The sequence below is a fragment of the Roseibium sp. MMSF_3412 genome, assembly GCF_030733265.1.
Lineage (GTDB): Bacteria > Pseudomonadota > Alphaproteobacteria > Rhizobiales > Stappiaceae > Roseibium.
On record NZ_JASHJI010000024.1, the window covers coordinates 23,623 to 45,267 of the forward strand.

Sequence of the window (21,645 nt, forward strand, 5' to 3'; positions counted from 1 at the left end):
GGGGACGCTGCCGGGTGACGGTGGGAGCCGTTGCCCGGCAGACACGAACTGTCAGGGACGAAGAGCATCCGGGACCGCGATACCTGCCTCGTCATAGTAACGCACGGCGCCTGGATGAAGCGGCACGTTGACGGACGTAAAGGCAGTGTCGCTTGTCACATCCTTCAGGAAGAATGCGGTGCCATGAACCTCATCAAGGTTCTCCCAGAATGCCTTGGTGGCTTCGTAGACCACATCATCAGAGACCCCGGCATGGGTGCCCACAAATTGCGTGAAACCAAGTGCCGTGATCTGGCCATCGGTCAGCTGGCCCTTGTAGACATCGCCGTCGAACTGAAGCATTCCGCGCCCCGGCCGGCCGAACAGGGCCTGCATTTCTTCGCTCTCAACCTTGTCTTCAGGGATCGACAGCACCCGGAACTCGCCGCTGAGGCCGAACCGTTCGATGTTGGCCGAACCGATCTCGGCGGGACGCACCATCATGTCGATTTTTCCATCTGCAAGCGCGGCATAACCCTCACCCCAACTCAGGCGAACGGCGGTGTAGTCTTCGCCGGCCACGTAGCCCGTGATGATCTTGATGAGAGCTTCCGACGTGGCGGAGGCCGACCCGGCGGGTGGACCGGTGAAGACGGTCTTGCCCTTGATGTCTTCCCAGCTTTCAATCCCAGAACCTGCCAGGGTCACCGGATGATAGGCGCCGGCCTTGAAGCCGAGAATAGCGCGAATGTTCTTGGCCAGTTCGGGCGCGGCCTCGATCTTTTCATACATCCGCTTCTGACCTGCCATCAGGTTGACCAGAGACGGCACTGTCGAAAAGAAATCGATGTCGCCCTTTGCGCCCTTGAGCATGGACTTGGTCAACGTCTGTCCCGCGTTGACCTGGATTTCCACACCTGCCTTCCCGGCCTGGTTGGCAAAGGCAACGAACATCGTATGTACCGGGTCGCCGACACCTGCGGTCTCTCCCTTGAAGATTTCGGCTGACACGGTTCCGGTCAGAGCAAGGGCGACGGTTGCGCCCAGAAATGCCCGGCCCAATGGCTTGAAATGAAACATGCTATCCTCCCATAGACGTTTCATGGACGTTACCAAGCCTTATTGATGTGGAATAATCAAACTTTTGGCGTTATACATATCAATCTGGCATGAAACTCGATCCCAAACATCTGGCCCAACTCTCTGTCGTCGTCGAAGCAGGCTCCTTTCAGTCTGCCGCCAATCGCCTTGGCACGACACAGCCTGCACTCAGCAGAAACATGAAGGCCTTGGAGTCCAGGCTCGGAACGCCTCTCTTCCAACGTGAAGGACGCCGGTCGATCCCAAACAATCTGGCGCTGCGGCTGGCAAGAAACGGGCTGGCCATCCGGCTTGCTGAGGAACAGGCCGGTATCGTTGCGGACCAGTCCGCAAAGGGCTCTGTGGGAGAATTGCGCATCGGGGCGCCGCCGATCGTTTCAGGCCGGTTCCTGAGTAATGCCCTGACGCTCTTCATCAAGGCCAACCCGAATTGCAGTGTCGAAATCCGCACGGGACTGGTTCACGAGTTGCGGACAATGCTGGAGCGCGGTCAGGTCGATCTTGTCTTCGGCCCTGAGAGCCTCGCCGAACCGGTTGACGGGTTGGAGTTCGAGGAACTGATCGACGACGGTGTCGGTGTGATGTGCAGGTCGGGTCATCCCCTGACCTCACGCCAACGGATCATGGCGTCTGATCTGGAAGCCCAGGTCTGGCTCGCCCATTCCCGGGGCAGCCTGCTGCGCCAGCAAACCGAAGCGGCGATGATCGCTTCCGGCGTCCGCTCGATGCAGATCGGCTGCGAGACCGATTCCATCCGCTCGGTCCTGGAAATCGTCTCGGAAACCGACCTGATCACCACGATGCCAAAGGCCACAACCGCGCCTTATCTGGAAGACCGGCTGGTTTTTCTGCCCTTCGACCACCCGCGATTTCACCGGCCCCTGGGCGCCGTCCGCCGTTCGAACGCCAAGTCGAGTGCCATCGAGGATCGGTTTCTGAAATTGCTGAAGCAGAGAATTGAGTTCGAACACCACCGCTGACGCCGTTTACGGCCCGACGCCGCGCATTGAGGAACAGTTTCGCGAGCAGAACCGCTGCTTCAGGTACCCGCCTTGAGATCAACCCAATTTCCGGGCTGCCTTCCTGCTCAAATCGCCCTAGTCCAGCGGCGGAAGCCGGTTTTCAAAGACGAAGGACTTCACAATCGAGGTGTTCGTCTCGGCACGGTCGTGGAACGGCAGTAAAATATCGTCCAGTTCGGCAACATCCTTCAAAAGCAACCGGGCGACATAACAATCGTCGCCGGTAACCCGGTCACAGGCTATGAACCGCGCCTCCTCGCGGATCATGTTTTCAACCGTGTGAAGCTGCCCGCTGCGGGGCTTGATCCTGACCAGTGCCTGGATCGTGTAGCCGAACCGCTTCAAATCAAGCCGCGCGCCGAACCCGGCAATAAAGCCATGATCCTGCAGACTCCGCAGCCTTTCACCAACGGCAGGACCCGAGAGGCCGACCTCCTTGCCGATATCTGCAAGGCTGGTGCGGCCATGAGATTCAAGGATCTCGACGATCCGGCGGTCTGTTCGATCCAGTTCCTTCGACATGAAAACAAGTTAAGTCAGACGACAACGAACCGAAAGAAAAAAGGTCAAAGTGCCATCGGTACTGCGGGGACAACCCCTCGCCTGACGGCTAAATTCGCTTGACGAAAAGACAGGAGCTTTCAATGGACATTCAACGAATAGCGGCATTCAGCCAGGGATCTGAAGGCGGTAATCCAGCTGGCGTGGTGCTGTTGCAGGACGCTGTCAGCGAAAACGAAATGGCGCGTGTTGCAGCCGAAGTCGGGTATTCCGAAACAGCTTTTGCGGTCGCACACGGAGATGATGGAAAAACCTGGCGCGTGCGATACTTTTCACCCGAATCCGAAGTCCCCTTTTGCGGTCACGCGACGATCGCCCTTGGTGCTGCATTGGGGAAACACAGTGGTACCGGCACTTATACCCTCGTTCTGAATGACGCCACGATCACGGTCGATGCGGAGGCCACACCGGAAGGGATGATGGCAACCCTTTCGTCGCCCCCGACCAAGAGCCGGGCCATGACCGGTTCTGAGATGGAAGACGTCATGGCGCTGTTCGGTCTGACCTTGGAGGATCTCGATCCCCAACTGGCACCGGCGCACATTCACGGCGGTGCCAATCATGCTGTTCTGCCCCTGACGGACCGCGCCCGGCTTGCGGCCATGACTTACGATCTTGACCAGGGACGCGCCGTGATGCGCAAGCACGACCTTGTGACGGTGATGCTTGTTCACATCGAAGGACCTCAAACCTTCGTTGTCCGTAACGCTTTTGCCTCCGGTGGCGTCCTTGAGGATCCGGCGACCGGGGCGGCTGCTGCTGCGTTTGCGGGATACCTAAGAGACAGTCGCTGGCCCCACAACGGCGGCTTTTCAATCCGTCAGGGCGAAGACATGGGCAGCCCGTCCCTTATCAAAGTCGCGCTGGACGACACCAAGGGTGCCTCCGTGCAGGTGTCCGGAGGGGCCAGAGACATCAAATGAGCGATTTGCCGGATGCGCCGCGTCCTGCTTGACCCGCGATCACCGGCCACCTGCAAGGCCGCCATCAGCGCCTTGTGGTGGTCGGGACATCTTGTAAAGGTGGGCCAAATGGGTCCGGATGACCTCCCATGGTGCCAGGATGTTCAGCGGCACGCCGAACTCGCGCGCAGTCTTTATCACCATCCGGCTGAGTGCCCGATTGTGCGAGTGCGCAAAACGCGGAAAGAGGTGGTGTGCGCAATGGGCGTTCGCCCCGCCTGTCAACGCGATTGCCAGTCTGGAGGTCGGCGCCCAGTCAACGGATGTGCGAATTTGATGATGCGCCCAATCCAGCGGCAGCGTGCCGTCTTCTTCGGGGTCATAAAACTCTGCCTCATCGCTGATGTGGCTGCCGACATTTATCGCGACAAACAGCAATGACGCGGACGAGACGAACACGATGTAATAGCCCAACACCATTGAGATCCCGTGTTTGGACAAGACCAGCGGCATCACCAGGAATAAGCAAATGTGGATGATTTTCGATGCGGCGAATTCGGCCAATGGCCGGAGACCCGAAAACTTGTCCGGCCAGTCCCGTCTTGCTTTGCGGAGGTGTTCAAAATCTTCCACGAACGCCAGATGGGGCAGCACAAGTGCATACAGGAAAGCGGCATACCAGCACTGAAACCTGTGCCAGGCGCGCCAGGGTCTCGATGGCGACAGCCTGAGCAGGCTGGATCCATCGGCATCAATGTCGGTTCCGGCTACGTTCGGATACATGTGATGCAGCCTCAGATGCCGCTCAGCCCAGAGCTTCCCGGAAACCCCGATGAGCGAAAACCCGGCGAACAGGCAAATCCCGTTCACCCATCTGGATGCCGCAAACGAACCGTGGGCCGCATCGTGACACACCGTTGCGATCAGCGTGTAGATACACGCACCCAACATGGCGGCAGAAATCAAAACAAGCCAATGGCTAAGGTCAATGTACAACAGGCCGTAGATCGCAGCGCAGAGCAGGAACAGAAGGCCGGATCTGATCCACTGGCCGCTTCCGGCGAACCTGCCGGTCTTGCTTCGGGAGAGATATCTGCCTGCACGGCTGTTGAGCCGCGATGTGAACTCGGTCTTCGGCTGAAAGTTTGGCATTGGCTCGCATCACTTGACGGTTCTGACTGATTCCAGCGCGCAACAAATCTGCCCTGAAACGGTCTTTGCGGATGCGATAGACCTGTTCCGCGCCCGCATCGTCCTGCCCTATAGGCCGGGAACGCGAGCCGGTTCGGCACAAGCGGGCAGCACACACCCCCCCTGCCCGGAGGTGTCTCCGGTTAGCGCATGACAAGCAACGTCTTATCTTCCTAATGTCTGGCTGTTGCCGACTTGTAAGACGACGGCGTGTGACCGGTTTCGCGTTTGAACGCGGAATAGAAAGCCGATCTGGAGTTGAAGCCGACCTCGTAGGCGATGGCGAGAATGGTTGCCTCGCCCTTTGCAACGAGCGGCATCGCTTCCCTGATGCGCCAGCCGTTGACGAATTCAAAGAAAGACTGGCCAAGGTTCTGGTTCAGTGTCTGCGAGACATAGTTGAGCGATACACCCACATGCCGCGCCAGCATAGCGAGTGTCAGATTGGGGTCCCGGTAAAGAAAGTCGTGTTCCATTGCATGCACGAGCTTGCGGGCAATGCGTTCGGATTGCTCTGCATCCAATGCGCTTTTTTCGTACTTCTTTTCTTTCCGGGGCTCAATTTCAGCCAGGATCCTGGTTGCCTTCTCCAGATCCGGAGACGGCCGCAAACTCCACAGCGCCAATGCCGTGACAACCACGAGGACCAGAAAACTGTCCAAGAGCGGGGTCACTGGATCCTGCCCGCCCAGGAGGATGATGATCTGCCCGATCAGGTGTTGCAGGACATAGACGCCCAACGCGCAGGCCAGGATGGATACCCATCTGAGTTCCAAGCCTTCCGTACTGGCATAATACTGTTTCAAACGTTCGACATGTTTTGCCTGCGTGATCAGAACCCAGACAACATAAACAGCCCATTGTACGGCGAGTGCGACGGACAGAAACATGAAGCCGTAATGCACAAATGTCAGGAGCAGCGTTTCAAGGCTCGACAAGTTGCCTGATTGCCGATTGTCATGCGTGATTTCCAACAACGCAAACGTACCGATCACAAAGACAGTCACCGCGGCTGGCAATAGAAAATGCCGGTTGCCGATCCACCTGCTGCCGGGTTCGCGCCCCATGCCGGCGATGTCTCTTACGTAGGTGAAAAACAGCGGCCCAAGCCAGAAGTTGGCTGCGAAACCCGCGAACTCCGATCCGTCCCGCACACTCTGCGGCGGCGTCTCGATCAAGATGGCGGCAATTGAATCCACCTCGCTTGCTGCAAAGATCGCAAAAAACATGGCGAGGGTTGCGCGGGACGGGTTGATCCGCCTTTGGGACAAGCTCAACAAGGCCGCCAAAAGGGTAACAGCCAACGTGGCCGAAATCATTGCGGCTCGTAATACATTCGCGTCAAAGGTCATCTTCAAGACTTGTGTGCGGAAGTGGAGGCTTCTTGCGCTCCATCACTATCCTCAAGACCACTCCAGCTCAACGCCGGTCCGGAAACCCTTGTCCGCGCGTGCCGGGAAAGACAGCTTGACCGCCCGTTCGGACGACTGTCCCGCTTCGCACATTGACCGGATGCCTGTGTTGATGAACACCGGCTCACCACACAAGGGCAGCCATTGGCAGGTTCCACTTCCAGGCTGCAAACAGAGACCAGACAAAAAGCGGCAATGCGGAAATCAGAGCCAACCGTTCGGCTCTCAGGGTGCGTTCCTTGCGTGTCGCCAACAACCAGGCAGCGGCTAACAGCAACGAGGCGGCACCGGTTCCGTGAAGGACTGTCATCGTCCACATCCCAGCCCCGGGTGAAGCCAGTTTCGCCAGATCATTGCCTTGCGTGATCTGCTCGAGGATCTCAACGGACCCGAAAACGATGCCGATCCACAGGACACCCAGACAGACAGGCATGCTCAGGTATCGCTGCCGGCTTCGCCAACCAAGTGCACCGCCTGTCAGGCAAAGAAGCGAACCGGTCAAGGCCGTCCACAAGGCTGAATCCAGCGAGACGGAGCTGTGCCAGAAATCCAGCGCATCAAAGCTGTGAATCCCGCCATTCAAGTAGGCACCGGCGATGAGGCCGTTTTCGTTGCGCCGAAACCCCAGGCGCGTGTCGCCTTCCGGGGTTTCAAACCCGTCGTCGCCGATAGCCTCGAACCGGCGCGCGTGGCCAAGCCCGGTGACCAGCAGCGTGCTGTTTCCCATGGCCGTGACGGTGAAGGCCGTTTGATGCGGGACCAGAATCCGGTCCAAACCGGTCTCGTTCCGCCGCGTTGTAATGTACCGGCCCTGATACGCATGAAGGCACGCCTGATCGCAGTTCATCCGTTTGGCGACAGGTTGTTCTCCGGGGAAAACGAGCTCGCGCAGAACACGTCGCGGCAGCGCCATCAGCGAACCGCCGTTTGGGCCATTCGCCGCGACAAAGATCCCGATATCCAGCGCAGGAACAAGCGTCATGTTGGTGTGAAAACCGAAATGAGTACCGCCATGATGAAAGACCTGCTTCCCTGCCCAGACCTCCGTCCAATATCCGAGTGTCCGCGCTGCAAATGCCTGCCGGTCCGGCCATGCAGCCCGTTGCAAATCCGCGATTGCCCTTGTGACGGGCAAGGCATCTGCTCCTTCGGAACCCTTGCGCAGCAGGGCCTGCATCACGCGGCCCATGTCAGTGGCGGTCAAAGCAAGCCCGCCGGATGGCGTATGGATGGCAGGAAAAGGTTCCGGATCGACAGCTTCATAGCGACCGGCTTGCCAGACGTGAAACGGGCTTATGGTTCCCGCCGCTTGGCGTTCAAGCATGAAATGCGCCGTATCCACATCCAACGGGGTCAGAACCGCCTCTCGAAGATACGCCTCGAACGGTTGGCCCGAGACGCGCGCAACGATCGCACCGAGCAGGACAAAACTTGCATTGGAATAGGAAATCACGTCTTCCGGCGGTCTGACCTGTGCCGGAAGTATCGCCGAAATCCGGTCAAGCCCGGTCATGTCCAAACGATCGCCGTGATCTGCCAGATAACCCCAGTAGCGATCTTCCAGTCCGGCTGTGTGGCTCAGCAGATGGATTATGCGCATATCCCCGAACTGCTGGTCCAGCTTCAAGCCCGACAGATGCTCTGAAACCCTGTCATTCAGGGCAAGACGGCTTTCCCGGGCAAGCCGAAGGATCGCAAGCGCCGTGAATACCTTCGTTACCGACGCCAGCGGCACCACGTCGTCATCCGGTGTCATCAATCGTCCGGTTCTCGCATCGCCCAGCCTGTAGCCTTTCGACAGAAGGACATCATCACCCGAAACAATGACGACAACCGCACCCGCCACCGCGTCCTGATCCATCCCGGTGGTGATCAGCCCATCGACGAACCCCTCCAGAGACGATTGCCAGGAGGGAGTTGTCCGGGCGCCTGCAGCCAGGGCCGAGCAGGATACGGCGATGCCCATCCATAAAACCAGGACCATGAAACAGAGTGCGCGCTCACCGTGGAAGCGGATCGCAACGATGGAGAATTTAGGCATTGCCGCTGCTGAGAAGGAATTTAGGGAACCGTGGCTGATGACAAGCGCACATACGCCGCGCACGCCCCTGGACGTCGTCCTGCTGTATCGGCCAGGACAGCTTTTTCAGTGTTACAAGATCACCTGTTAATTGCCCTGATGGGCGGGCGGCTTGCGATGCGTCCGGAAGCGTTGAAGGAACACGCCGTCCTTCCGCTGGAAGTTCCTCAAAAACCGCTTTTCACGTTCCCGCTTCAGCTCCCGCAATCCGGCCTAGCGAATGTCTGGCGCTCACGGTGTCCCCGTCTCCGTTTTGACGGGAACTTTTTCGGCGCATTGCGACACGCCATATGAAGCCGGTCAAAGGACAGCCCAAAAGGATGCGGGTTTTCAAAAGCGCTGATCGACGACGAAGGCGCGCAAACGGGCGCAGCTCATCAAAAACAGAAACGTGAGCCGGATATCCCGGATCCAGGGCACGAATTTGCTATCAGACGGCTCCTGCAAGAACCCCTGATGCGAAACGCAAAATCGCCAAAACGTTGGAAAAGTGGTCGGGGCAGCAAGATTCGAACTTGCGACCCTCTGGTCCCAAACCAGATGCGCTACCAGGCTGCGCTATACCCCGATCCGTTGATTTGGGCGGTGTACAGAGGTTCGCAGATCGCGTCAAGCGAGAATAGAATGCGATGTCACGGCCCGTGTGGACAAAGACGGACTATGCGCTTTCAAAACAGTCATGAAATCCGTTCATTGTGTGTTCTCACCACGGAACACTATAGTGGTCCAAGCTTGGCCGTCGGACGGTTTCGGTGATGTCGGCTGGCGCGCGGGCCCGGGAAACAAAACGCGCGCGCATCTCGGAACTTCGTTGCGGCAAAAGGAGGATGGTTTGACGACCTGCCGAACGGCAGTTTCAAGGACAACGGCACCGGTGTGTCCACCGTTATCGTTATGATTGAAAGATGACAGGGTTCTGGAGCTGCTAAAGCAGCCGCACTGGATAGCCGAACATCGAATCTATTGGGAATGTGCGCTTATCAGAACCAAACGCGCTAAAAGATGCCTACAATCCAATCAACTGCACCAGGGAGACGGTCGAGCCCTTCTTTCATTAGTCGCTGACCCACAGTTCGCACGGCGCTTGACGGCATTTTTTGAATTTCTTCGATAATCTTTGACTTTGTGGCTGCATCTGTATCTGAGGCGGCCACTTTGTCGATCAGCAACGCCTTAATTGTCTCGTCATCCAGACGAACGGTAACAACCCCTAAAACTTCCCCTAACCCGCCGTCATCTTGCAGAAAATCAAGTCCTTTCGCCGTTATGGTGGCAAGTTCGAAATTCTGAACAATCAGGCCTTCAAACCATTTCATTCTTACAAGACCGTGCTCCTCAAGATAAGCCATGTTAACCAGTTGCTCATTTCCTGATCCCGCTGGTAAATCTTGCTGAAGGACAAAACGTGGGTAGCTGTCAGCAAGAACTTCCAGCAGTACTCTTTGAAAATCTCTGTTTAATAATTCGCCCATCAATTTCTCCGTTGTTCTGATGTTCTTCAGATAGGTGGCTATTGTCTCGCTGCCAACCTATCCCGCTCCGTCCTTAGGATCGCGTTGCCGATCACCTGTGGGATCTGCACCTGGACCGTGTTGCCTACAGCTCCAATTCGGTCTACTGCTCCGGGCAAGGCGGTGTGGTCTTACGAAATGCAGCACCACCCGCACCGCAGCAAGCGCCGGGTAGTGAGCTACAACAGTTTCAAGCGCACGACGCACAAGCCTCTGAAGGCGGCACGCGTCACCGACTTCAGGATCCATGATCTCAGGCACGATTTCGCATCAAAGCTTCTCCGCGCTACCCGCGATCTCGCGCTTGTTCAGAACGCCCTCAAGCACGCCGACATTTCCTCAACCGTTCGCTATGCCTACGTTCTCGACGAAGATGTCCGTGACTGTCTGGCAGCGTTCGAAACCAGAAGCCCGGCAATTACGCACAACTTGGGAAAATTTCGGCGGTGACGATACCGCTTTCATCTTGGTTTTTGCTAAAATACATTGCGGTCACCTATAGAATCGCTTGGCGCACGAAACAAAAACTGAGATAAAATAATAACAATACAACAGATACTTAGGCAATTGAAAGGCGGCATTAACCACCACCGCTGATAGTCGGGCAGATAATTCGGGAGAATAGCAATGTACGATGCACGTGTCGTCGCAAATGAAGTACTCATCCGCGCATGGGATGAAGAGTTAGAGTTGACACAGATTGATGTTCAGAAAATCTGCTACTTCTTGCATGGCCATTTTTTGGTTGAACACGGCCAACCATTGATCAGCAGTGAATTTGAAGCTTGGGAGTACGGGCCGGTTCAGAAAACAGTTCACGACGCATTCAAGTCGTTTGGCGATCAACCGATCGACAAACTGGCGCGAAAATTTGATCCGGTCAAAAGAGAATACAAGGAACTTCCCCGACTGCTCGACAATTCAGCTATCGCGTCAATTGAGGAGCATTTGTACAAATACTTGGAAATCCCAAGCTTTACACTAGTTGACATCACGCATGCGCCAAACACGCCGTGGTCGAAAACTATGGATGACGCGAAAACAAAAACAAATATTGGTATGCGAATCAAAAATGATGTGATTTCCTCAAACTTTGAAGGACTGATACACGCATAAGGGGTGGCCCTTGAGCAAACGTAAGCGCAAAGTTGCAGCTCTCATAAATCGCATACAATTTATTGACTTGGCCAGCGCGGTGGTCCTACCCGCCTCCTCACGAAAGGATTGGCTGCGACGCTATGTCGAAAGGGCAATGAAGGGAGGTGACTTTGCCACATATAAGCCACTTCGTAATGCCTACCCAACAATTTACGGCGTTCAACGTGGACTGGACGTATCGCCCAAAGTTGAGTGGGGCGAACTGGAGCGGTCTCTCGTTCAGGCTTGCAAGGGCAAAGATGAAGAGATGAACGTCAGCGCGGCCAAGGTTCTGTTCGATTTGGTGCGCGCCAAGGACTATCTTGCTTACGACCATACGCCTCAAGATCTGTCGCTTGGCCTCAACAGAAAGGCCGCAATAGGCATATCAATCTATCTGGTCGAGGGCGAGGAAGTTGTTTTCCAGTTTCCATACCCAAGACGGAACAGACTGGATGCAGCCGTCAATAATCTGATGATGTCGCTCATCTATCATTCTTACGCGCGAGGCGACTTTGCTGGCGCCGCTGTGGAAATTGCTGACTTGAGCTGCGCTACCAGCACTTATATCAAGGGGAAAGATGGTACCCGGAGGCCACCCCCACGCGACCCACGTATTGTCCGTCTGGAGCAGGACAACCTTATTCAGTTGGATGATCTGACTCCGCACGTGCAAAATGTGCATGAGCTTCTCATCGAAATCGGCACTGAGCCTGATCCCACGTAAAAGGATGTCGCGACAGCGCGCAACATCGTCCGATGTGGTGCGTGGGATTTCGCGCTTGTTCAGAACGCGCTCAAGCACGCGGATATTTCCTCGACCGTCCGCTATGCCCATGTACTCGACGAGGACGTTCGGGACGGTCTGGCGGCGCTGGAGATCAAGAGCCCGGCAATCGGGCACAATTCAAGTAAACTTCGGAAGACTTAGAAAAGGGTCAATAGAGTGCTGCAAGGACAAAAGAAGCACATAATCATATTCGGCTGCTTCTGGTTACTATTCACATGCGGAATGCTATATTACGAGCTTACCAAAGGCCTTGCGATGCCGATTGTTGGAATTTTAGTGGTTCCGTTAGTTTTTGCGGCCCTCGCCGCTTTGTGGAGTATGGCTAGGGACTGGAGGGCAAGAGTATTGCAACGAGCCAGAGAATAGAAAAATAGCGCTAAACGGAAATAGCTTCGTTGTTCGCAATGCCCATGTCCTCGACGAGGATGTTCGGGACGGACTCGCGGCACTTGAAACTGGCAACAGGGTCTCGGGACTGGGTTCCGGTAAAATTTAACGCTGATACGGAGGATAAGCGATGCTTGATCCCAAAGCGCTACTGAAAGTCCTTGAAGATGACGAGGCGGTTTTCATTGACCGCATAAACGAGATCAAAGCGGGCCGCGCGCGGTTCTGGTCGCTTAACGTGGACGGTGACCAGGTCGAGACAACAGAGAAAGACCTGATTTACGCGAGACAGAAACTTGATACGATTCAACCAATCATAGAGCGGCTCAAAAAGCAGATCGAAAACGAAGAGTAGGTTTTCAGATGATTGAGTTATTAAGCTGGTCGTCGGTCGCATTCGCTTTTCTGGCGGCGCTATTTTGGTTCTGGTCTGGCCTCGTGAAACTCCCGAAAGACATTACAGTCGGCTATGGCGGTGTTGGTGGTTCTGTCCAAGAACTTGGCGACGAGCTACGCAGACAAAGCAAACGCAGTGCAAGAGCGGCTATCTGTGCCGGCATCGCCGCTATTTGTCAGGGGTTGGTTCTTCTCCTGACGACTTAAATCTGATTGGAACTTAGGAGTGATGAAATGCTGCTCGGAAAAGCGCTGAAGTTGCTCGCAGTTATTTTAGCTCTCATTTGGTTTTGCGGTTTTTTCTACGTTCTAAAAAATCATGTCCCAAACGGCGACAGCTCTTTCTGGGTTTATTTTGCGACAATCGCGAACTTGAATCATTTCACCTTCGCCATTCTTGTTGCAGCACCGGTCCTGGTCACCTTCTTTCCCTTTGCGATCATTGGCGAATGGCTTTCTCACAAAGGAGAAACAATTGAAGACCGTGCAAAAGAAAAAAGAGACGCGGCAAACCCCAAACCTCGAATGGGTCAATTCGCCCCGCCTAAACCACGACTCACCAGTGAAGAAAAGCAAAAATTTGTAGAACTCAGTAAAGCTGAAACCGATAAGACAAAGGCGCACTTGGACGAATTCTTCAGCAAACCCCGGAGCTACAATAAGGCTGACAATCGCCGCAAACGCAGCAGCAGAAGAAGGCGATATTGATGTCGTTCTTTCGCACCTTGAGTCCCAGAAAAGTCCCAGAAAGCTTGTTTTGGGCGTGGGAAGAAGCTGATTTATAGAAGTTTTTTCAACGGGTTGTGTATTTTAGGAGCCGTCCTCCCAAACCAGATGCGCTACCAGGCTGCGCTATACCCCGATCCGTTGATTTGGCGGTGTACAGAGGTTCGCAGATCGCGTTAAGCGAGAATAGTATGCGATGTCACGGCCCGTGTGGACAAAGACGGACTATGCGCTTTCAAAACAGCCCTGAAATCCGTTCTTCCCTAGTTCTCAGTCCCGACGAGCGTTTCCCTCTAAGGTTTCAACGCCACCGCCAGACCGGTGAACCTATCGTGGTTGACAAGCACAGTGACGCAAATCGAGCGATGACGGAATAAGGCCTGATCTGAAAGGCCCGACGCGGCCCGTCACGCAATAGCGTACTTTTCAAGTTGAGAGCAGATCGAATTTTATTATCAAACGTGGTAGGAGGCCGCGATCAAAAGAGACAAGGAAAAAACAATGTTCGGCGAATTGCTCTCAAAACTGAGATCTGGTGATCGCAAATCCAACCGCCGCGCTAAATCCGACGCTGCGCGAATGGCTGGTTTGCCGGAGGAATACCTTGCTCTGTATGAAGGTATCCACGAGACCTGTGCACCCGGTGTCCCAGCCTCCCCGTTGAAAATTCGCAGGAAATACTTCGTTTTTCAATATTTGAAGCTGCTGAGGGCAAACTCGACAAAAGCAACGACCGCGGAGTTCGGAGTGTTCCGAGGCCAAACGTCGATGATGATGACGAAGGTCCTGGACCGCCCAGACGATCAACACCATATCTTCGATTCGTTTGAGGGACTGTCGGAGTCGACGAAATTCGACAAAGAGACGAGTAGCAGCTTCGGCGACATGAGCCCTGACATGGCCCATATCCGGTCACTCTTGCCGAAAGCACACCTTCACCGAGGATGGATTCCCAGGGAACTGCCGGACCTTGATGAAAAAATAGACTTTGCCCACGTCGACCTCGATCTGCACGAACCAGTAAGTGGAGCGCTGAAGTGGATTTATGAAAGACGGGTATCTGGATCGACCATCATCGTGGATGACTACTCGGGCAAATGGCCTGGATGCGTCAAAGCCGTGGACGATTTCGTTAAAGAAAACGCCAAAAACATCGCGTTCGCCGCCGATACGACTTGCGCCAACTTCGTGATTGTTTTGCGCTAGGGTACGGACTCATAAATGAAGTCAATTTGGTTTGGATCGTTTTGACCAACTGCAAGAAGCGAAAGCGCAGGAAGTGTGCTCATTTTCAAGCCTTTCGCGACGTGGCAGATGGCTGAAACGACCCAAATCCGAAGGACGGCAAAATGGCCTCACCTCGCAGCGTCACCGCGCTTGACCGGGCATAAAGCCCGCTCTACTCACGCTTCCTCGCGAGATTTTGCCATTTCTGCCGCCAAATCGGCTTCATTTATGGGTCCGTACCCTAGAGCGTTTCTGGCCAATTTGGATCAGAAAACGCTCTCATTCGATATCGAGGACAAAAGCGCACACCTCTTCAGGCCTCGTGTCCCATGCGCTCGTTGTCGCCGGGCGAATCCGGACCAATTTCAGCATCTGTTCCAGCTGCGTGCCCGGTGCAGACTGATCCACCTACTTCAAAACCAAAGCCACGAAACAAAGCGCTCCTGCACGGAATGCGCGCAAATCGTGCCTTTTGTGATGGACATCATAACGAATTTTTCGCCGTCTCCCTATTTCAGGTCCCACGCGATGCCGGCACCCGACCGGCCAGATTTGCATGGAGACCGATGATGAGTTCAGTAAAAGCCAAACGCGGTTACAAGGGCCCTTACGTTGAGCAATTGCAACGTCAGCTCAACCGCTCCGCCATCGGCGTGACATTGACACCAGACGGCGATTTTGGGTCCCAGACGGAAAGCGCGGTCTACGCGTTTCAGATTCAGGAAAGCCTTATGGTAGACGGTGTCGTGGGCGCTTTCACCGATGCAGTCCTGTTCGAAAAGGTTCATCAGAAACTGCGGCGTCAACCCACCGAAGTCTACCAGGGCTCCACGTCCAATTGCTGGGCGGCCGCCACCGAAAGCTGGCTGACCACGCAATCCGGGCGCCGCAACTACACGCAGGAACAGATCATATCCGGTATGATATCGGAAGGTGGCGCGAAATCGAATGGCGCCTTGCGGATCCCAAGCGGTCAAACACTTTGGGAACTCTATTATGGTCTTCGCCCTGTCTCCGTTTCTGCCGACAGGTTCTATGCTGAAACGGCCTTCACCCGCATGTCCTGGCACGGGCCGCTCATGATCGGATACAAGCCCTCCGGTTCCGACGTCGGACATGTCGAAGTCATGTGGGGCACGACGATCCACAAGGGCAAGCCCGCCGTGATCACCATGGACCCCCTGAAGCAAACCAACGCCATGAAGGTGATCATGATCCCGGAACTGCACGGCATGGGTGGACGCGTCACCACATGGATGCCGAAGGTGCCGCTTTTGATCTAGCCGGCCGGCAGGACCCGGCCGGCGATGTCCTCGATTTCATGACATGTTCTAGATGCGGCGTGAAACGCAGGTGAAACTGCTAGCCTCCGCCGGGCCTGTCGGCGAACAGACAAATGCGCAGCTCAATTTCTGTCTTTTGCACTCACCCGCCCGTCATCGACGCGCTGGAGACCGTGTCGCCGACCACGATACCGCGCTCCGCCGACGTTCCGGCGTTGAGTTCCAGGACGTATTTCGCCGGCGCGCCGGAGGGGATGGTCTGTTCCGAGAAAGGCGTCGTGTCGGCGGCAATGCTGACGATCTTGCCCGCAGCATCGATATAGATAATATCGAGCGGCAGCGGCGTGTTCTTCATCCAGAAATACCGGTCGCCTTCTTTTTCGAAAATAAACAGCATGCCGTCGTCGGCGGCCATTTCCTCACGGAACATCAGCCCCCGGGAACGTTCGGGCGCTGAAACCGCGACTTCAACGGTGAACCGATGGGTCTTCTCAGCGCTTTCAACGGTCAGCGGTTCGGTACGCAGCCGCTTGCCGTCATCCTGTGCGAAGGTTCCGGACGTCAGGCCGGTGACCAGGAACAGGGCAAGAAACACTTTGGCAACAGAACGGAAAACTCGAGACACGGGCATTCACCTTGGGTCGGTTTGGTTTGGGCGGGCCTGCCCGTCAATTGAAATCCGGGTCTGTGGCATTTTCGAGAACAGCCCGCATTTCCGGACATTCAGCAAACAAAAAGGCCGGAACAAGTCCGGCCGGAAGGAAGCACCGCCTTCGCTTCGTCTGGTCAGTGCGAGGCTGGAATATGTGTTCCGGTTCCCATCGGCCGGATCTCGGCCGCCATGCGCCCTTTCGGCCCCTGGCCGAAGCGGACCTGCACGTCCTGGCCGGGCCGCAACTCGGTGATCCCGAAACGGCGCAACGTCTCCATATGGATGAAGATGTCTTCCGTGCCCTCGCCCTGTGTCAGGAAACCGAACCCTTTCACCCGGTTGAACCACTTGACTGTCGCGGTCTCAAAGCCGCCTTCGGGCACGACCTGAACATGCGTTCTGGAGGGCGGCAGTTGCGAAGGATGGGTTGCCGTCGTTTCGTCCATGGACAGAATTCGGAACGCCTGCAGGCCACGGGGCCGGTCAAGCACCTCACAGACGACGCGCGCGCCCTCGTAGGCTGTCTGGTAACCGTCTCGCCTGAGACAGGTCACATGCAGAAGTATGTCGCCGTCTCCGCTGTCGGGGACGATAAAGCCATAGCCCTTGCCCACATCGAACCACTTTATTGTTCCGGCGATCTCGAATACGTCGACGGCAACGTCTTCTGCCGTCGTCTCGAGCGCGCGGGGTTCCCGTGCGGTTTTCACCCCCATAGCGATCTTGTCCCGTCTCTGGTCCGCATCATTAGGCCGAGGGGAAGTTGCGACTCACCTCACGACCGATTCCTAATAAAAGGATAACATTGCGACTTATAGCGAGAAGCGAAATTGTGGAACTAACCACAGACCATTTACAGGTTTTGATCAAATTCTTCGCCAAAACCTGAAAAAGTTTGTGCCAGTGGCGTTCGAATGACAGTAGAAGCCAGCGAATCGAGCGGCGTTTCTTGTCCATTGAGAATCACCAGTTCAGCGCGGTAACGAACAGCATTTACCGGCAACTGGGCTGCCGGATGCACGACAAGCGACGTTCCCATCGCAAGAAAGACATCACAGGACTGCGTCGCGTGAAAGGCGGCTTCAAGTTCTGCCTCGGGCATTTGCTGTCCAAAGCTGACAACCGCGGCCTTCAGGAGACCGCCACACGACGGACAGCGCGGCGAACGCCCTTGCTCAACGCTTGTCCTGTGATCGGCAAGTTCTGCCCGCGCACCGCAATCAAGGCAGCTGGCATAGGTCGAATTGCCGTGAATTTCGATCAGTCTGTCCTCAGGAAATCCGGCTGCCTGGTGCAATCCGTCGACGTTCTGAGTAACGAGGCATTTGAGCTGCCCTGTCTCGGCCATTCGGGTGAGTGCCATGTGGGCGGCGTTCGGCTTGGCCCTTGTAAAAAAGTCCTCCATCTCGAAACGCCGGTCCCAGTCCTCCAGGCGGCTTTTTTCTGAGGCAAGGAAATCCTGGTATTGAACCGGCTGGCGCTGGGACCATATCCCTCCCGGGGACCGGAAGTCCGGTATTCCCGATTCAGTCGAAATTCCCGCGCCGGTCAAAGCGACGATGCTGAGGCCGTCATCTTGCAAAAAATCGGCTACAAAGCCTCTGGCTTCGGCAAGGCTGGTGATAAGGGTCATGAGCCGGTCGGGCACCTCTGGATAGATCCCTCGATTGAGGAAAAGGACAAACTATGCGTTATCTGCACACGATGGTTCGCGTAACCGACATTGAAGAGTCGCTGGACTTTTATTGCAACAAGATGGGCATGACGGAAATCCGCCGTCACGAAAGCGAACAGGGCCGCTTCACCCTGATCTTCCTTGCCGGTGGCGACGATATCGAGGCGGCAAAGGCAAACAAGGCTCCGCTTCTGGAACTGACCTACAACTGGGATCCGGAAGAATACGGCGGCGGCCGCAACTTCGGTCACCTCGCGTTCGAGGTCGATGACATCTATGCGTTCTGCGAAAACCTGCAGAGCAAAGGCGTGACGATCAACCGTCCGCCGCGCGACGGGCACATGGCTTTCGTTCGTTCGCCGGACAACATTTCCTTTGAATTGCTTCAAAAGGGCGAAGCCCTTGAAAAGAAAGAACCATGGGCGTCGATGCCGAACACCGGCGAGTGGTGATTCTGCCCGGTTTTCAACATGTGCGGGTCCGGAATACCGGGCCTGCAAAAAATTGTCTCAAAGGCTCTTGCGGGCAAGTCCATTCCCGCCTATAAGCCTCCCCACGACGCAACCGCGTCGACCGCGCGCCCATCGTCTAGCGGTCTAGGACGCCGCCCTTTCACGGCGGAAACACGGGTTCGAGTCCCGTTGGGCGTGCCATTTTCCCTCAGGTTGAATCAGGCTTCAGGCAGACGTTTGTCCGCATGTCATTGTGTGGGCGATACGTAGCGGCCTTCCACGGCCTGGGCCGGATCGTCCTTGCCGAAAAACGTTCTGCCCGGAAACTCGCGCCGGTAAAAGGCTGCAAGGTCGTTCGCGGAAGGGCCTGCATATTCGATCCTGCCATCGGGAAAGAAGACGTCGAGATCGTCGTCTTCGTGATCCGAAGCATAGGTTTCCTGAGATCCGTGCAGGATCATGTTGACGCCGATGCGTCCGTTGACAAAATTCTGGACGTCAAGGAATTTCGGCGATCTCGCATGCGTCTGTCCTAGCCTCTTCTCCTTGACCCTGACGATGCTGTCAGGGGCATCCATGTCGACAATGCCGTAGAGATCAAAATCCCCGTGAATGCACTTGCCCGCGGTGATCAGCGATCCCGACGTGAATTTCACGCAGCCGTAATACGGGTCTTCCGGGTCGCGCTCGACGAAATACTGGCCACCCCCCGGAATGTAGGTGAAGCCCTTCTGCTTCTCATGGGTGGTCATTTCCGGGTTCAACTGGTTTGCAAAAGAACGCCAGGCGACAAGCGCCTTTGCATATTTGCCATCGGTATAGGCACCCTCCCCGAACAGGTTCGGATCGACCACAAGACCGGCGATGACGCCTCTCTTTGCGGCGGGCAGACGCGCGCCTGTCGGCGCAACATCAAAATCAGCCGTCTTTGCCTTGCAGTCCAGCCTCTTTGGCACCGCGTAGGGTTCGCCGATATGCTGTAGCGACGCCGTGTTGGTGCGCCTTACCAGGATCGCGACATTGTACAGCTTCGCCGCGTTCTTGAAGACGCCGATATGCGAAGCCTTCATGTGAGAGAGAATATCTGAACGACCAGCCATGAAAACCGCTCCTGCATGAGCCGAACCGCGGCAATCCGGTATCACCGCTCTGATGGTTGGATCATAGCAAGATCCTCTAGGGAACATACGTGATCTCCATCACTCTTGTTTCTTGCTTCCACTACGATATCTGCCCTGCCCGTGACGCGCGGACAGCCGCCCGTCGCCAACGTCGCCCGTTTTCTGGCGATACAGACGAAAATTTGATGCGAAAAACGTTGAAGCGCCTGCAAGAGCGGTGGAATCGCCTACAAAGTTTGGCTATGATCTGCGCGGAAATTGAAGCGTTCTTGAAACCTTCGCACTCGGGCAGGTGGGCATTTTTAAGACCAATTTCACCAAAACGCATACTTGTGACACGTATTACATCGCGATTAATGCCGCAGAGGTAGGTTAAAGAAGAAGAGGAAACAGGCCTCACAAAAGATCGGACTAACCGACGGGCAATATTGATCTTACGAGAGGACAGGACATGTTCACACGAATGATCGCCGTGCTGGCAATTCTATTGGCAGGGACGATGCCGGCTCTGGCAAAGCGCGTTGCCCTTGTTATCGGCAACGGCGCTTACGAACACACGATACCGCTACCCAACCCATCCAACGATGCCGAAAAGATGGCTGCAAAACTGCGCAGCCTTGGCTTTGAAGTCGTGGCCGGTCAGGACCAGACGTATACCGACATGCGCCGCTCGGTCCTGGATTTCGCCAAAAAAGCCTACGGTGCCGAAATTGCCCTGCTGTTTTATGCAGGTCACGGCATGCAGGTCGGCGGCCAGAACCTGCTGGTTCCGATTGATGCCAGGATAGAAGACGAGACGTCGCTCGATTTCGAGACCATTTCCGTCGACTTCATCATGCGCCAGATGTCCAAGGACGTTAAGGTGCAAATGGTGTTCCTGGACGCATGCCGCGACAACCCCCTCGCACGCACACTTGCGCGCCGCATGGGACCGAGCCGCTCGGGCAGCCTCGGCACCGGCCTCGCGGAAATCAAGGTCGAGGAAACCGGCGGCGAAGGCTCCGTGATTGCATTTGCGACAAGCCCGGGCGATGTCGCGCTCGACGGCGAAGGCCAGAACTCTCCGTTTACCTCCGCTCTCATCCGTCACATCGATACGCCGAACGCATCGATCCAGACCGTGATGACGCGCGTTACCGGAGATGTTTATGACGCGACCGAAAAGCGCCAGCGCCCCTGGGTCAATGCCTCGTTGATCGGTGAAGTTTTCCTGAACAAGCAGGCAGCACCGGCAGCCGCCGGAACCGAAGTCGCAGCGCTCGGCAACACGGCGACAACCACACCTGTGCCGAACCAGGCAGTAACGAATGCGGCAACCGCTGCAGCTGCCACGGCTCAGCCGAACCTCGACTGGGAACGCGAGAAGCTGATCTGGGAAGCTGCGAAATCCAGCGACACGGTGGCAGACTACGAATCCTATCTGTCGGCCTATCCGAACGGCACGTTCGCTGATTTCGCCCGCAACTCGATCAAACGCCTGCAGGGCGGTGCACAGGTTGCTGCCGTGAACCCGGCAGCCACGGCCCCAGCAAACGCTGCCCCGGGTGCGGCTCAAGGTGCTGCGGTCACAACCTTGCCCAATCCGCAGGCTGCCGTTCCCGGCACGGCTGAGACGGAGGCAGCGCTTGGCTGGAACAGGACGGCGCGCCGCGAAATCCAGACGCGCCTCAATCTCACCGGCAACAATGTCGGCCGGCCTGATGGTGCCTTCGGGCCGAAGACACGGGCAGGAATCACCGCCTGGCAGACGGCGAATGGTCTGGTTCCGACCGGCTTCTTCACCGCCTCGCAGCAGCTGCTTCTGACCAATCAGACGGCAACGCAGTACTCGGCCTATATTGCTGAAATCAAGCGCAAGCAACAGACCACATCTGCATCGCGCAGCACCACCACTCGCCGCAACTCGCAGCCGCAGCGTGCAAACAACACGCAAAGGCGGAATGGCGGAGGTGTCAACCCGGCAGGAGCAGCCTTCATCGGCGGCGTTGTCGGCGGCATCATCGGCGGTGCGATAGGCCGCTAGGCGTCAGACACAACAAT

The 21,645-nt window shown here is 56.1% G+C and carries 21 protein-coding genes and 2 tRNA genes; 12 read left to right on the forward strand and 11 right to left on the reverse strand.

Annotation, left to right across the window (positions count from 1 at the left end):
• Positions 1-51: 51 nt before the first annotated feature.
• Complete coding sequence (locus RBB49_RS27005) at positions 52-1,059, reverse strand: TAXI family TRAP transporter solute-binding subunit (protein WP_306146073.1); 1,008 nt, start codon at positions 1,057-1,059, stop codon at positions 52-54.
• A gap of 89 nt (positions 1,060-1,148) precedes the next feature.
• Between RBB49_RS27005 and RBB49_RS27010 the strand changes: the two genes are divergently transcribed.
• Positions 1,149-2,060: a LysR family transcriptional regulator gene (locus RBB49_RS27010; protein WP_306146074.1), complete on the forward strand. Its 912-nt coding sequence runs from the start codon at positions 1,149-1,151 to the stop codon at positions 2,058-2,060.
• A 117-nt stretch (positions 2,061-2,177) separates the two neighbouring features.
• Here the strand turns inward: RBB49_RS27010 and RBB49_RS27015 are convergent, their stop codons facing one another.
• Positions 2,178-2,624, reverse strand: a complete 447-nt coding sequence (locus tag RBB49_RS27015; RefSeq protein WP_306146075.1) for an Lrp/AsnC family transcriptional regulator — start codon at positions 2,622-2,624, stop codon at positions 2,178-2,180.
• Positions 2,625-2,746: 122 nt separating this feature from the next.
• Here RBB49_RS27015 and RBB49_RS27020 point away from each other — a divergent pair, with 122 nt between their 5' ends.
• Complete coding sequence (locus tag RBB49_RS27020) at positions 2,747-3,586, forward strand: PhzF family phenazine biosynthesis protein (RefSeq protein WP_306146076.1); 840 nt, start codon at positions 2,747-2,749, stop codon at positions 3,584-3,586.
• Positions 3,587-3,625: 39 nt separating this feature from the next.
• Here the strand turns inward: RBB49_RS27020 and RBB49_RS27025 are convergent, their stop codons facing one another.
• From RBB49_RS27025 to RBB49_RS27045, 5 genes are all read right to left on the reverse strand, one after another.
• Positions 3,626-4,717 (reverse strand): fatty acid desaturase, encoded by a 1,092-nt coding sequence (locus RBB49_RS27025; protein WP_306146077.1) that lies wholly within the window; start codon positions 4,715-4,717, stop codon positions 3,626-3,628.
• A 212-nt stretch (positions 4,718-4,929) separates the two neighbouring features.
• Positions 4,930-6,033 carry a helix-turn-helix transcriptional regulator gene (locus RBB49_RS27030; RefSeq protein ID WP_306146079.1) on the reverse strand — a complete coding sequence of 368 codons (1,104 nt, stop codon included), beginning with the start codon at positions 6,031-6,033 and terminating at the stop codon, positions 4,930-4,932.
• Between the two features lie 259 nt (positions 6,034-6,292).
• Positions 6,293-8,209 carry a serine hydrolase gene (locus tag RBB49_RS27035; RefSeq protein ID WP_306146080.1) on the reverse strand — a complete coding sequence of 639 codons (1,917 nt, stop codon included), beginning with the start codon at positions 8,207-8,209 and terminating at the stop codon, positions 6,293-6,295.
• A 530-nt stretch (positions 8,210-8,739) separates the two neighbouring features.
• Positions 8,740-8,816: transfer RNA gene (locus tag RBB49_RS27040), tRNA-Pro, on the reverse strand.
• 427 nt (positions 8,817-9,243) lie between these two features.
• On the reverse strand, positions 9,244-9,720 hold the full coding sequence (locus RBB49_RS27045) for a hypothetical protein (RefSeq protein WP_306146081.1): 477 nt from the start codon (positions 9,718-9,720) through the stop codon (positions 9,244-9,246).
• Positions 9,721-9,933: 213 nt separating this feature from the next.
• On the opposite strand from RBB49_RS27045, the gene RBB49_RS27050 reads away from it, so the two are divergent.
• The 7 genes from RBB49_RS27050 to RBB49_RS27080 all read left to right on the forward strand — a co-directional run bounded on the left by RBB49_RS27050 (position 9,934) and on the right by RBB49_RS27080 (position 15,705).
• Positions 9,934-10,209: a tyrosine-type recombinase/integrase gene (locus RBB49_RS27050; protein WP_306146082.1), complete on the forward strand. Its 276-nt coding sequence runs from the start codon at positions 9,934-9,936 to the stop codon at positions 10,207-10,209.
• Positions 10,210-10,386: 177 nt separating this feature from the next.
• The gene (locus RBB49_RS27055) at positions 10,387-10,875 is read left to right on the forward strand and encodes a Panacea domain-containing protein (RefSeq protein WP_306146084.1); all 489 of its coding nucleotides are present in this window, start codon (positions 10,387-10,389) and stop codon (positions 10,873-10,875) included.
• A 10-nt stretch (positions 10,876-10,885) separates the two neighbouring features.
• Positions 10,886-11,623, forward strand: a complete 738-nt coding sequence (locus RBB49_RS27060) for a hypothetical protein (RefSeq protein WP_306146085.1) — start codon at positions 10,886-10,888, stop codon at positions 11,621-11,623.
• 580 nt (positions 11,624-12,203) lie between these two features.
• Entirely contained in the window at positions 12,204-12,428 is a 225-nt protein-coding gene (locus tag RBB49_RS27065; RefSeq protein ID WP_306146086.1) for a hypothetical protein, read from the forward strand.
• Between the two features lie 275 nt (positions 12,429-12,703).
• Positions 12,704-13,177 carry a hypothetical protein gene (locus RBB49_RS27070; protein WP_306146087.1) on the forward strand — a complete coding sequence of 158 codons (474 nt, stop codon included), beginning with the start codon at positions 12,704-12,706 and terminating at the stop codon, positions 13,175-13,177.
• A gap of 519 nt (positions 13,178-13,696) precedes the next feature.
• Entirely contained in the window at positions 13,697-14,401 is a 705-nt protein-coding gene (locus tag RBB49_RS27075) for a TylF/MycF/NovP-related O-methyltransferase (protein WP_306146088.1), read from the forward strand.
• A 590-nt stretch (positions 14,402-14,991) separates the two neighbouring features.
• Positions 14,992-15,705, forward strand: a complete 714-nt coding sequence (locus RBB49_RS27080; protein ID WP_306146089.1) for a peptidoglycan-binding protein — start codon at positions 14,992-14,994, stop codon at positions 15,703-15,705.
• Positions 15,706-15,847: 142 nt separating this feature from the next.
• Here the strand turns inward: RBB49_RS27080 and RBB49_RS27085 are convergent, their stop codons facing one another.
• From RBB49_RS27085 to RBB49_RS27095, 3 genes are all read right to left on the reverse strand, one after another.
• On the reverse strand, positions 15,848-16,336 hold the full coding sequence (locus RBB49_RS27085; RefSeq protein ID WP_306146090.1) for a DUF192 domain-containing protein: 489 nt from the start codon (positions 16,334-16,336) through the stop codon (positions 15,848-15,850).
• A gap of 155 nt (positions 16,337-16,491) precedes the next feature.
• Positions 16,492-17,073, reverse strand: a complete 582-nt coding sequence (locus RBB49_RS27090; RefSeq protein ID WP_306146091.1) for a cold-shock protein — start codon at positions 17,071-17,073, stop codon at positions 16,492-16,494.
• Positions 17,074-17,210: 137 nt separating this feature from the next.
• Positions 17,211-17,990, reverse strand: a complete 780-nt coding sequence (locus RBB49_RS27095) for a Sir2 family NAD-dependent protein deacetylase (protein ID WP_306146092.1) — start codon at positions 17,988-17,990, stop codon at positions 17,211-17,213.
• A 53-nt stretch (positions 17,991-18,043) separates the two neighbouring features.
• Here RBB49_RS27095 and gloA point away from each other — a divergent pair, with 53 nt between their 5' ends.
• Entirely contained in the window at positions 18,044-18,484 is a 441-nt protein-coding gene (gene gloA, locus RBB49_RS27100; protein WP_306146093.1) for a lactoylglutathione lyase, read from the forward strand.
• A gap of 125 nt (positions 18,485-18,609) precedes the next feature.
• A tRNA-Glu gene (locus RBB49_RS27105) sits at positions 18,610-18,685 on the forward strand.
• Positions 18,686-18,732: 47 nt separating this feature from the next.
• On the opposite strand, the gene RBB49_RS27110 is transcribed toward RBB49_RS27105, so the two are convergent.
• On the reverse strand, positions 18,733-19,584 hold the full coding sequence (locus RBB49_RS27110; RefSeq protein ID WP_306146094.1) for a hypothetical protein: 852 nt from the start codon (positions 19,582-19,584) through the stop codon (positions 18,733-18,735).
• A 472-nt stretch (positions 19,585-20,056) separates the two neighbouring features.
• Between RBB49_RS27110 and RBB49_RS27115 the strand changes: the two genes are divergently transcribed.
• Complete coding sequence (locus RBB49_RS27115) at positions 20,057-21,628, forward strand: caspase family protein (protein ID WP_306146095.1); 1,572 nt, start codon at positions 20,057-20,059, stop codon at positions 21,626-21,628.
• Positions 21,629-21,645 lie beyond the last annotated feature (17 nt).